Origin of the sequence: Kribbella sp. NBC_00359 (assembly GCF_036097425.1) — a bacterium.
Taxonomy (GTDB): Bacteria; Actinomycetota; Actinomycetes; order Propionibacteriales; family Kribbellaceae; genus Kribbella.
Window position 1 is genome coordinate 8,624,620 of record NZ_CP107975.1, and the last position, 11,999, is coordinate 8,636,618.

Annotated in this window: 11 protein-coding genes; 4 read left to right on the forward strand and 7 right to left on the reverse strand. The window is 68.5% G+C overall.

The genetic code is table 11. The annotated features are described in order from the left end of the window. Positions 1–4: 4 nt before the first annotated feature. From OG876_RS41595 to OG876_RS41610, 4 genes are all read right to left on the reverse strand, one after another. A complete protein-coding gene (locus OG876_RS41595) occupies positions 5–3,289 on the reverse strand; it encodes a S8 family serine peptidase (RefSeq protein ID WP_328522241.1) in 3,285 nt (1,094 codons plus the stop codon). A gap of 135 nt (positions 3,290–3,424) precedes the next feature. Next, positions 3,425–4,111, reverse strand: coding sequence for a hypothetical protein (locus tag OG876_RS41600; RefSeq protein WP_328522242.1), 687 nt, complete (start codon positions 4,109–4,111; stop codon positions 3,425–3,427). Between the two features lies 1 nt (position 4,112). Next, positions 4,113–4,355 (reverse strand): hypothetical protein, encoded by a 243-nt coding sequence (locus OG876_RS41605; protein ID WP_328522243.1) that lies wholly within the window; start codon positions 4,353–4,355, stop codon positions 4,113–4,115. 97 nt (positions 4,356–4,452) lie between these two features. Next, positions 4,453–4,620, reverse strand: coding sequence for a hypothetical protein (locus OG876_RS41610; RefSeq protein ID WP_328522244.1), 168 nt, complete (start codon positions 4,618–4,620; stop codon positions 4,453–4,455). A 12-nt stretch (positions 4,621–4,632) separates the two neighbouring features. Here OG876_RS41610 and OG876_RS41615 point away from each other — a divergent pair, with 12 nt between their 5' ends. Next, positions 4,633–4,809: a hypothetical protein gene (locus tag OG876_RS41615; protein WP_328522245.1), complete on the forward strand. Its 177-nt coding sequence runs from the start codon at positions 4,633–4,635 to the stop codon at positions 4,807–4,809. Here the strand turns inward: OG876_RS41615 and dnaG are convergent. Then, positions 4,806–6,713: a DNA primase gene (dnaG, locus tag OG876_RS41620; RefSeq protein WP_328522246.1), complete on the reverse strand. Its 1,908-nt coding sequence runs from the start codon at positions 6,711–6,713 to the stop codon at positions 4,806–4,808. The genes OG876_RS41615 and dnaG overlap by 4 nt on opposite strands. A 45-nt stretch (positions 6,714–6,758) precedes the next feature. Between dnaG and OG876_RS41625 the strand changes: the two genes are divergently transcribed. Continuing rightward, the gene (locus OG876_RS41625; protein ID WP_328522247.1) at positions 6,759–7,607 is read left to right on the forward strand and encodes a TolB family protein; all 849 of its coding nucleotides are present in this window, start codon (positions 6,759–6,761) and stop codon (positions 7,605–7,607) included. Here OG876_RS41625 and OG876_RS41630 read toward each other — a convergent pair. After that, positions 7,604–8,851, reverse strand: coding sequence for an NAD(P)/FAD-dependent oxidoreductase (locus OG876_RS41630; RefSeq protein ID WP_328522248.1), 1,248 nt, complete (start codon positions 8,849–8,851; stop codon positions 7,604–7,606). The two genes, OG876_RS41625 and OG876_RS41630, sit on opposite strands and share 4 nt — an antisense overlap. Before the next feature lie 179 nt (positions 8,852–9,030). On the opposite strand from OG876_RS41630, the gene OG876_RS41635 reads away from it, so the two are divergent. Beyond that, entirely contained in the window at positions 9,031–9,930 is a 900-nt protein-coding gene (locus OG876_RS41635) for a LamG domain-containing protein (protein ID WP_328522249.1), read from the forward strand. Here the strand turns inward: OG876_RS41635 and OG876_RS41640 are convergent. Beyond that, positions 9,914–11,149 carry a deoxyguanosinetriphosphate triphosphohydrolase gene (locus tag OG876_RS41640; RefSeq protein WP_328522250.1) on the reverse strand — a complete coding sequence of 412 codons (1,236 nt, stop codon included), beginning with the start codon at positions 11,147–11,149 and terminating at the stop codon, positions 9,914–9,916. The genes OG876_RS41635 and OG876_RS41640 overlap by 17 nt on opposite strands. A gap of 112 nt (positions 11,150–11,261) precedes the next feature. Between OG876_RS41640 and OG876_RS41645 the strand changes: the two genes are divergently transcribed. Then, positions 11,262–11,987 carry a DUF899 family protein gene (locus OG876_RS41645; RefSeq protein WP_328522251.1) on the forward strand — a complete coding sequence of 242 codons (726 nt, stop codon included), beginning with the start codon at positions 11,262–11,264 and terminating at the stop codon, positions 11,985–11,987. Positions 11,988–11,999 lie beyond the last annotated feature (12 nt).

The window sequence follows — 11,999 nt, forward strand, 5'->3', positions numbered from 1 at the left end:
GTTGCTACGGCTGAGTGACCGTGTCGACGATCAGAGAGCCGCTGCCGACGGTCACGCCGGCGTCGGTTTGGACGGACAGCGTGCCGGTGAGCTTGCGCCCGGCACCCGGTTCCGCACTGACGGTCAGGGTCGCGGTCGGCGACCAGGACGAGCCGGATGGGTGGCTGGCGTCGACGTCGTTGCTCGTCAGCGAGCCGAGGGCCGGCTGCACGTAGGAGTCGACGAGGTCGTACGCCGTACTGCCGCTCGGCACCGAGAACCCGTCGACCTCGATCCGGTACAGCGCCGCCACCGGGTTGGTGAGCGTCACCTGCTCGACAGCCGTCGACCCACCACTGGCTCCCACCAGCACGCACGCCGGCGCGCAGCGGAAGACGAGCAGGTCGATGTCCGCGCGCAGGTCGGCCGCGTTCCCGGTCCGGACCGTGTACGACGTGACGCCCGCCGGCACCGTGACATCGAACGTCTGCGATGCCAGGTTTCCGATCGTCGGACGCTGGGTCTGCGTACTGGCCAGCGCTCCGCCACCGACGAGCCGGCCGGTGAATCCAGCGAGCTGGTTCGAGACCGTGTAGTTGCGGGTCAGCGACGTACCGATGGTCGCGGACGCGACCACGTCCGGATTCGGCGTGATCGCCGTACCGAGGACGGTTGCCGTCAGCCCGAACGGCGCCTCCTTGACGTCAGAGGTACGGCGTGCCTCCACCACGAGCTCCCAGACACCCGGCTGCGGGTTCACGAAGGTGCGGCTGTGCGGCGTTCCACCGGCGCAACCGGCGCCCGCGTCCGGGTCGTAGCAGCTCGTGCTCGCGTTGCTGTCCACCGGCAGGCCCTGCGGGGAGTACCGAAGGAAGCGGATCTGCCCGGCGCCAGCTTGGTCTCCGCCGCCGGTCATGTCCACCTTGAGCGCGCTCGCGCCGACCGGCACCCGAATGAAGTAGCTCTGGGTGGCATCCCGGCCGACCTTGCCGCTCGCCTGGAACGTGTACGCGTTGGCCGCCGTGAGGTCGTTCGGTACGAATACGGCGTTCATAGTGATCAGGTCGACGCCCGGCGTGGTCGGGTCGTCGAGCTGCAGGACCGCGGAGTGCGCGCCCGGACTGAACGGATTGACTTGTACGGCGAAGTCGACCGGCTCGTTCAACGGCAGGTTGACCTTCATCCTCGAGTTGAACGTGCCGTCGTTGCCCAGCCACCGCACTACGTGCGGCACCGCCTTGGCCGGCCCGCTGGTCCGGGTCAGGGTGTACGTGCGGTTGTACTTCACCCCAAGCGTGACGCCCTCGCGATCGTGAATGCCGACGCCGATGTTCGGGGTGGCCAATTGGTCGCTCAGCACCGTGCTGACCGGCACGGTCGCACTGATCGCGTTCGGCCGCTGCCCGGCGCGGAGCTGATCCCAGGCCGAGGTCACCGCGAACAGGCCGGCGCCCTGCTCGTACGCGCCGAGCTGTGGCTGGTACGAGGCGCTGGACCGGATCGCGCTGCGCAGCGCGGCCGCGGTCGGCCGAGTGCCGAAGGTGGCCTTGTAAGCGCTGACCAGCAACGCACCGGCGCCGGTAGCCTGCGGCGCCGCCATCGAGGTGCCGTTCAGCATCGAGTAGCCAGGTGGCAGAGCGTACGTGCCGGTCACCGGGCCACCTGGCTGCCAGAGCGGCGTGGTGGAGATCGCTGCGCCCGGCGCGACGATGTCCGGTTTGAAGCCACCGTCCTCACGCGGGCCGCGCGAGGAGAACGGGTGCAGGCCCTTGTCGTTCAGCGGGTCGGAGCCATAGTTCGACAGCCAGGTCTCCCTGGTGATGTACGACCCGACGGCGATCGAGTTGGTGGCCACGGCCGGATCGCCGACCGAGTTCGCCCCGGCGCCGCTGTTGCCGGCCGAGAGGAAGATCTGCATGTTGAACTCGTCGATCGTGCGGTTGTAGAGCAGTGCCCGCGCGTTGTTGCCGTCGTTGAGGCCCGGCAGACCGCCGATCGAGATGTTCACGACGTCGGCGCCGTTGTTCGCGGCGTACAGCACGCCGTCGATCAGGCCGCTGCTGGTGCACGAGGTGGTGGTCAGGCAGACCTTGACCGCCATCAGTTGCGCGCCCGGCGCCGCACCGCTCATCTCGCCGCCGAACAGGCCGTTGGCGGAGGTGATGCCCGCGACGTGGGTGCCGTGCTGCGCGCCGGCGATGCCGATGTTGACGACCGAGCCCGCATCCGAGGCCGGATTGTAGACCGAGCGGTCCGTCACCACGACGAACGGGACGCTCTCCTTGACTGGGGTCGCCGGGTTGTCGGTGCCGAGGTGGCCCTCGTCCCGCTTCACCTTGAAATCGATCATCGGGGTCTGGTCGGTGAAGTCGCCGTCCTGGTCGGTGTCGACGTACACCTGCTTGGTGGTGCGGTCCTGCAGTACGCCGATCGACTCGGCGGTCACGCCGTCCCGGTCGATGTCGCCGCCGAGCTCGCCCTGGGCCAGCTCGCCCGCTGCCTCACGGAGCAGACCGAGGGCGTACGGCCCGCCGGTCGCCGGTGCGGTCCAGGCCCGACCGCCGGAGGTGAAGGTGCCGGTGAAGCGTCCGGTGGTGCTGATCCAGGTCGCGTCACCCGAGGTCGGGGAGTTCGCGTTGTACCAGTCGACGACCTTCGGCAGACCCGTCGTCGTCGTCTGCAAGGCCGGTACGTCGAGGTCGATCCCGGAGTCCAGGATCGCGATCTTGGTGCCGCGGCCGTCCCACTTCGGGTTGGCCAGGGCGAACTGGGCGGCCTGGGTGTCGCCGGTGGGCAGGTACGGGTTGATCCGCGGCGTACTCGCACTGGGCGGTGTCTGCGGGATGGGCAACTGGGCGCCCTGCGGCTGTGGATCGTCCATCGGGATCAGGCCGTCGACGTCCACTGCCTCGACCGCGCTCAGCTTGGCAGCCTGCTCGGCCTTTCCGGTGGGCATCTCCACTTTGAGATAGTCGACGGCCGCGTCGGACTTCAGCACCACTCCCCCGAGAGCGCGGAGCTGATCCGCGGCGGCCGACGACCGGTCGCGCTCGGCCGCGACCAGCAGGGTCACGGTCTTCTTGCCCGCGGCCTGCGCCGCGGCGATCCTCGACCGGTCGGCGTCGCCGAGGTCCTGATCGGATTTCGGATGTGGGTTGGTCGCTGCCGCGGCGGCACGGTCGGTGCTCCCCGGTTCGGCGGAAGCCCCCGGCACTGCGGTGACGGTGGCAGTCGCCAGCCCGAGCACCGCGGCGAACACAGCCGCGAGCCGCGCCTTTCGGCGATGCGCAGGCGTCGTCGACAAGGTCATGATTTTCGGTCCCTCCCCTTGGCCCGATGAATGTAGGAAGCAGTGCACTCTGTCCCGTCAATCAGCGCAAGAGCCCAACACCTATGAACCGCCGGCGGATGCTCGATGCACCCGCCGGCGGTTCTGTCGGGCGGTCTACTGGACGACGCGGAAGCCGTTGCGTTGACCCAGTTTGGTCAGGCTCGTGATTCCCGGGATGCCGTCGAACGGCGGCGGGACCGTGGCCTTCTGCCAGAGCGCGTAGGCCTTGCGGAACTCGGTGCCGGCGTAGCCGTCGACGAACTCGGGCGGCTTGAGCCCCTGGTGCCGCAGCGCCTTCTCCACGATCAGTACGTCGCGCTCGTGCAGCCCGTCCCCACTCGGACGGAACTGGTCGCGGCGGGCGGCGTCGATGACGTTGCTGAGGTCGACGACCGGCATCTGTGGCGGGCCCATCGGCCGCCAGACCCGGACTCCGTTGATGTCCTCGCTCCAGCCGCGGTACTGGTGTCCCCAGCTGCGGGTGATGAACGAGATCGCAACTCTGTCGATCTTGCCGTGCCGCTTGATGTCGTTGCTGAAGCAGGTCCCGTCGCCGGCGCTGATGGCAACGTGCCCGTCACCTCCGTTGGTCCACCAGACGGGGACTCCGAGTGGTGGCGTACCGGTGGTGCCGTGCCTGATGTCGGCCCCGAAGTAGCCCTTCTCGGCCGACCTGTACAGCGGGCCGACGTTGAAGCACCTCCGGACGAAGACCAGACACTGGCGGAACCAATCCTGGCTCGGATTGGTCACTTGGCCCTTCGCGAAGTCGATCGCGGCCTGCCCGGTGCGGATCGCCATCTCACTGCCCCCCGTCCGGATCGACCTCGTCGGCCGACTTCACGGCATCGTCGGGCCGCGTCGCCTGACCCGGCTCCTCGCCCGGTTCCAGGGCGACCTCATCGCTGTTGCCGAGCGGCTCGGCGAACTCGCTGTCGAGCGCCGGGTCATCGGCCAGCACCCCCGCCGACTCGCCCAACGGCAGCAACGTCCTTTCGTCCAACACGTCGACAGATTGCGAACTGTCGACCACTACTTCGCTCATCGCGAACCTCCCCTTGGTTGCTGTTACTCCCACCAACCTCTCTCCACACCACCCTTGCCACATCCGAAGGAAACCCTCAGATCCGCGGCACGAACCCTTAGATTCCCAGCCGGCCTAAAAGGAGCTTCAGGTTGAAGAGCCGTTCGGCGTTCTCGAGGGACTCGGTGACCGCGGCTTGGCCGTTGCGGATCATCACCTGCTGGTACGACACCAACGCTTGAACCTGCTCGAACGAAAGGTTCAGCTCGGTGTCGAACCCGGCCACCAGGTCACCCGGATGCGTCGCGGTCTCGATGACACGACGACGTACGGCGTCCGGCAGCAGCGCGGGCAGTTGCTGGACGCGGCGGTGGCAGAGTTCGGTGCGCACGGCCTGGATCCCGACGCCAAGGACTTCGCCGAACGGTACGCCGAGCAAGCCGCCCGGCTCGTGTCACACCTGGCCGGACACTAGAGCGCGCCGGAGATGGCCTTCTTGCGGAGGTCGGCGCGATACGCCTCGAGCGCGATCAGCTCGCCGAACATCTTGTTGTAGTCGTCGGCGCGGTCGATCGGATTCGTCCGCTGCAGCTTGGACTTCAGGTCCTGGATCCGCCGCGCGCAGGTGAGCTCCTGCAACCGGGCCAGCAAGGCTTGCGCGTACTGCTCGTCGGGCTCACGCCCCAGCCGCAACGGATCCACTGCCAGCGCGCTGACCACCGCGGCCGCCGGATCGTTGCCGATGGCATCGCGTACGGCGACCACCCACGCCTCACCGGGAGGAGCGGCCGCCGGACCACCGGCCTTCGCCATCCCGGCGCGGACCGCGGCCAGCCAGGGATGCGTGAAGTCGTGGTCGTCGAGCTCGTCGAAGGCGACGCCGACCAGCAGCGGATGCTGCATCGCGATCTTCAGCGCGTCCCACTCGATCACGAACCGCTGATCCCGCGGCGACGGGATGTCCACACGCGGCGGAGGGGTCGGAGTCTCGGTCTGTACGACGACCGGCCCGCGATCACTTGAAGGTGCGGGCACGGGGGCCGGCCGGGATGCCGCCCGATAGACCTCAGAACGGACCTGGTCGACCTCCATGCCGAGCTGCCCGGCCAGTTCGCGGGTGAAGGCGTCGACCTTCGACCGGTCGCGGATGCTGATCACCAGCCGGGCCGCCTCGCGCAGCGCGTCGATCCGTGTGTCCGCACGATCCAGGTCGTACTTCGACAGCACGTTGGTGAGCACGAAGCGGTACAGCGGCACGCGCCGGCCGATCAGCTCACGGACCGCCGCGTCGCCCTTCTGCAACCGCAGATCGCACGGGTCCAGGCCGTCCGGCTCGACCGCGACGTACGTCTGTGATGCGAACGCCTGGTCACCCGCGAACGCCTTCAGCGCCGCCCGCTGGCCGGCCTCGTCACCGTCGAAGGTGAAGATCACCTCGCCGCGGAACTGGTCGTGGTCGAGCAGCAGTTGCCGCAGCACCCGCGCGTGATCCTCGCCGAACGACGTCCCACAGGTCGCGACCGCCGTCTGCACCCCGGCCAGGTGACAGGCCATCACGTCGGTGTAGCCCTCGACGACCACGGCCTGCCGGCCCTTCGCGATCTCGCGGCGGGCGACGTCGACGCCGTACAGGACCTTGGACTTCTTGTAGATCGGGGTCTCGGGGGTGTTCAGGTACTTCGCTTCGATCCGGTCGTCGTCGAACAGCCGGCGGGCGCCGAACCCGATCACGTCCGCGGACGCGTCCCGGATCGGCCACATCAGCCGGCCGCGAAACCGGTCGTACAGTCCACGCTGCCCCTCGGCGGACAGACCGGACGCGACCAGCTCGGCATTCGCGAAGCCGCGGCCGCGCAGGTGGTTGGTCAGCGCCTCGCCACCACGCGGCGCGAACCCGACACCGAAGTGGACAGCGGCGTCCTTGTCGAAGCCGCGCTTGTCCAGGAACTGCCGGCCGAGCGACGCGTCGGCGGCGCCGAAGAGCTGCTCGACGTAGTACTCCGCGGCGACCTTGTGCGCTTCGACCAACCGGGGACGCTGGTTGCCCGGACCGCGCTGGATCGGCGCGCCGGACTCGTCGTACCGCAGCTGGATGCCGACCTTCGCGGCCAGCGTCTCGACCGCCTCGTGGAAGGTGATCTGATCGATCTTCTGGATGAAGTCGATCACGTCGCCGCCCTCTTGGCAGCCGAAGCAGTAGAAGAATCCGCGCGCCGGGGTGACGTTGAACGACGGCGACTTCTCGTCGTGGAACGGGCACAGTCCCTTGAGCGAACCACCGCCGGCGTTCTTCAAGGTCACGTACGAGCCGACGATGTCGTCGATCCGGGCCCGCTCGCGCACCAGCGCGATGTCCTCGTCCTTGATCCGGCCTGCCACCCCGCGAGTCTACGACGCCGCGGCGGTGGACTTAACCTGGATGCCGTGCCGCGAACTCTTCGTCCTGGTCAACGGTCCGAGCTCTACGTCGTGGAGGTGGGCACCGGCGAGAGCCGGCTGGTGTACAGCTCGTCCACCGTGCTGTTCGAGGCGCCCAACTGGACGCCTTCCGGCGACCTCCTGGTCAACGGTGACGGTGGGCTGTTCCGGGTCGGCGACGGGCTCGAGGAGATCGACCTCGGCGGGGTGCTGGCGATCAACAACGATCACGTGGTCAGTCCGGACGGCAGCACGGTCTACGTGTCGGCCGATGACGGCCATCTGTACGCCGTCTCGCTCGACGACGGCACGCCTCGACGCGTGACCAACGACCGCGGACCGGGCTACCACCACTACCTGCACGGGGTCTCGCCGGACGGCACCACACTGGCGTACATCGGGTTGGAGCATGTCGACGGTCGCCGGATCACCAACGTGTGGACGATCCCGGCCGCCGGTGGGGACGACGTACAGGTCACCGACGACGAGCACGCGGACGACGGGTCGGAGTACAGCCCGGACGGGCAGTGGATCTACTTCAACTCCGAGCGAGCCGGGCACGCGCAGTTGTTCCGGATCCCGGCCGGCGGTGGCGAAGCCGAGCAGTTGACGTTCGACGAGCGGGTCAACTGGTTCCCGCACCCGGCACCGGACGGATCGGCGATCGCCTACGTGAGCTTCCCGCACGGAACCGAAGGGCATCCGGCGGACATCGACGACGTACGCCTCCGGCTGCTCACCGCCGACGGCGAGATCCGGGAGCTCGCGACGCTGTTCGGCGGCCAGGGCACGATGAACGTGCCGAGCTGGTCGCCGGACAGCACCCGCTTCGCGTACGTCGTCTACCCGCTCTAGACCTCGGACAGTTCGACCGAGGTGTCGGCCAGGCGGGCCGGGTCGACCTGCTTGCCGGCGCGGATCAGCTCCTGGATGGTGTCGGTCGCGCCCCACGTGTTGACGTGCATCCCGGCCAGCACGTGCCGGTCGTCGTCCAGCCAGAACGCGACATAGGCGCCGGACTTCGGGTCGCCGCGCAGCACCACCTGGTACGACGTCCCGCGCGGAACGTCGCCGGCATACTCCATGCCCAGGTCGAACTGGTCGGTGAAGAAGAACGGGATCGCGTCGTGCGCGACGTCCTGACCGAGCATCGCCTTGGCGGCCGACTTGCCGGTGTCCTTTGCGTTCTGCCAGTGCTCGACCCGGACCGGCCGCCCGAACAGCGGGTGAGCCCAGCGCACCACGTCGCCGGCGGCGTACACGTCCTCGGCCGACGTGCGCAGATCCGCACCGGTGACGATGCCCGAGCCGTTCTCCCGTGTTGCGACCTCGATGCCGGCGTCCGCGGCGAGTTCGATGTTCGGCTGGACGCCGACGCCGACAACCACCAGGTCCGCCGGAATCACCTCGCCACCCGTGACCCGCACGCCCGTCACCTTGTCGGTGCCCTCGAATCCTTCGACTCCGGTGCCGAACCGGAACTGGACCCCGTGCTGCCGGTGGAACTCGGCGAACAGCTCGCCGATCTCTTCCCCGAGTACGGCGGCCAGTGCGGTCGACTGCGGTTCGACGACGGTGACCTCGCACCCGCGTTCGCGGGCGGCCGACGCCGACTCCAGCCCGATCCAGCCCGCGCCGACCACGACCACCCGCGGCTTGGCGGCGTACGCGTCGGTCAGCGACTGGGCTTCCTCGGCCGTCCGCAGGTAGTGGACGCCTGGAAGGTCGGCCCCCGGTACGTCGATCCGCCGGACCCGGCTGCCGGTCGCGATCAGCAGCTTGCCGTAGGACACCTGCGAACCGTCGTCCACGGTGACGGAATGGGCCTTGGGGTCGATCGCGGTGACGGTCTTCCCGAGACGCAGTTCGATGTTGTTGTCGTCGTACCACTGCTGGTCGTGCAGCTGAGCCACTTCGGGCTGATCCTTGCCGAGGAGCACCCCCTTGGACAGCGGGGGTCGCTCGTACGGCAGTGAGGTCTCGCTGCCGATCAGGACGATGCCGCCGCTCCACCCTTCGGCTCGAAGCGTCGCCGCCGCGGTCGCACCCGCGAGGCTCGCACCGACGATGACAATGGGCTGCTGGTCTGCATCAGTCATGCCTCCGACTGTAGTGCTCGAGGCCTTGTCGCGCTGTCGCCGACTCATTACCGTGACGCAGGACATCATACGTCCTATGTCCCCTGGAGTCTTGTGCCCGTTTCAGCGCCCGCAACGAAGGCGATCGGCGCAACCGGATCCTGTTCTCCGCGCCGGCCCATCCGGCGGCGCGCGAGGTGATGACGGTCCGCTCGTCGTACGACGAGGCGCGGAGCTGGGGCACCTGGCAACAGGGCAAGGTCTTCTACTGGGGACCGACGGCGTACTCCGACATGCTCCGGCTCGACGGCGATCAAGCCGGCCTGCTCTACGAGGCGGGCGTCGCCACTCCGTACGAGACGATCCGGTACGCGCGGTTCAACGAGGCCTACCTGGCGACGCCGAACGGGACTCCGCCGGGCATTCCCGGACCGCCCGCGCCCGGCCCGCTGACACCTGACACCGGTCCCGCGCACAACCCGGCGTACGTGCGGGGCGGATCGACTGTTGCCCCCGGCAAGTTCGGGACCGGGCTCGCGCTCGACGGGGTGGACGACCGTGTCGAGGTCCCGTTCGACCGGTCGATCGACCTCGGGGCCGACGACTTCACGCTGATGACCTGGATCAAGTACGGCGCGACCACCGGCTCCCATGCGATCCTCTGGGCGTATCGGACCGGTTCGGGTACGACGCCTCAGGTCTGGTTGCGCGCCGAGCCGGAGAGCCACCGGATCCGGGCGCTCCTCGCGGTCGACCGCTTCAACATCACGGTGCAGTCGACGTCGGCGTACAACGACGACCAATGGCACCACGTGGTGCTGCAACGCGCCGAGGGAAAGTTGAAGCTGCTGGTCGATGGCGTCGAGGTGAACTCGGCGACCGCACCGCCCGGGTCGGTCACGGCGGGCAAGGAATTCGGTGTCCAGGGCATCCAGGTCGGACAGCGAGTCGACGGCGCCAACCGCTTCCAAGGCACAGTCGACGAGGTCCGCGTCTACCGCCGCGCACTGTCGACCACCGAACTCGACCGGATCCGCCTGACGAACAAGCCGATCCACGCCAAGCTCGGGCTCGACCTCCCGTTCAGCTCGGTCGGCTGACCAACTGCGCGTGCCAGGCCTGGGCTGAGGGGTCGGTGAGGGAGGCGACCTGGTCGACGATGACGCGGAGGCGGGCGTTGTCGTCGGCCGCGTCCGCGAAGTCAGCTCGGAAGGCGGCGTCCAGATGACGTGGCGCCGTCTTCCACAGGGCTTCGACGAGGTCTGTCAGCAACTGACGCTGGGAGGCCCGGCGGGCCTGGCGTTCGGATGAGTTGAGCACATGGAACATCCCGACACCCTTGAGCAGTCCGATCTCGACGCGGACACCGTCGGGGATCACCAGATCCGCCTCGTAGCGGATCAGCCGCGATCGCCCGAAGACCGCATGCGTCGCCTGCTCGGCCGCGGTCGCGAAGCGGCCGATCAACTGGCTGGTCAGATCCTTCAGCCCACCGAGCGCCCGCCGGCTGTCGTCGAACGGCCCACCCGGCCAGTAGTTCAGCGAGGTCAGCCGCTGCCAGCCCTCGTCCAGCTCGGCATCGGTTGCCTCCGGCAAGTACAGCCGGCGGACGATCTCCCAGTACGGCGCGCGGTCCGCGTCGACCGCGGCGAGATCGATGTGGTGGGCAACGATCCCGTCCTCGACGTCGTGCACCGAGTAGGCGACGTCGTCGGCGAAGTCCATCACCTGCGCCTCCAGGCAGCGCCGCTCGCCGACGCCCTGGCGCAACCACGTGAAGACCGCGAGATCGTCGTCGTACACCCCGAACTTGCGCTCGCCCGGGCGCCGGGGCCACGGGTACTTGGTGGCGGCGTCGAGGGTGGCGCGGCTGAGATTGAGGCCGACGCTGCGGCCGTCCGCATCGAAGGTCTTGGACTCCAGCCGGGTCAACAGGCGCAGGGTCTGTGCGTTCCCCTCGAAGCCGCCGATGTCCGCGGCGAGCTGGTCGAGCGCCCGCTCACCGTTGTGCCCGAACGGCGGATGACCGAGGTCGTGGGACAGACAGGCCGCGTCCACGATGTCCGGATCGCACCCGATGGTCGCGGCCAGTTCGCGGCCGATCTGCGCGACCTCGAGGCTGTGGGTCAGCCGGTTGCGGACGAAGTCGTCGCTACCGGCCGTCACGACCTGCGTCTTGGCCGCCAGCCGCCGCAAGGCCGCGCTGTGCAGTACGCGCGCACGATCACGCGCGAACGCGGTCCGCCCCGGCCGCTTGACCGGCTCGGCGACCCATCGCTCGGCGTCATGCTCGTCGTACCACTCATGCTGCTTCCTCATCACTGCTCACAGTAGCGGCCGGCACCGACAGTTCGGTGAACAACCGACGGCATGCATGCGACTGCGAAGGGTGGGAACTTGAAGGACACAAAGGCAAACGACGGGACGAGCCATGATGGACAGCACAACCGCCGGCCTGCCTCCGGTCGTCGATCGCGACGCCTACCAGGCAGAGGTGGACGCACTGCGGATCCGCGAGAAGGCGCACACCCACGAGGGCGACGCGATCGCGGCGGCCCGGCGGCGACTGCCCATGGTCGAGGTGGATGCCGGCCTCACGCTGACCGGACCCAACGGACCGCTCACGCTGCTCGACGCCTTCGAAGGGCGCAAGCAGCTCATCGCGTACTACTTCATGTGGCACCCCGGCCAGCCCGCGGCCGAGCAGTGCCAGGGCTGCACCTGGTGCAACGGCAACATCGGAGAACTGTCCTACCTGCACTCCCGCGACATCACGTACGCCGTCTTCTGCCAGGGGCCGTACGCCGAAAGTGTCCGCTACCGCGACTTCATGGGCTGGCTGATGCCGTGGTACTCGGCCGAGGACTCCCTCGATGAACTCCTGGTCGGGCGGAAGACCAACATGATGCACATCGTGTGTTACGTCCGCGACGACGACCGCGTGTTCGAGACCTGGTGGACCACGATCCGCGGCGTCGAGGCGATGGACAACAGCTACTCGCTGATGGACCTCACCGTGTACGGACGCCAGGAGGCACACGAAGACTCCCCCGCCGGCTGGCCACAACCGTGGGAGGTCGGCGGGTTGACCGCCGACGGCCGTCCCATCTCTCAGTGGTCACGCCTCGAAGCCGGCCGCTCTGACGACCTCACCTGAGGGGCGTGGATC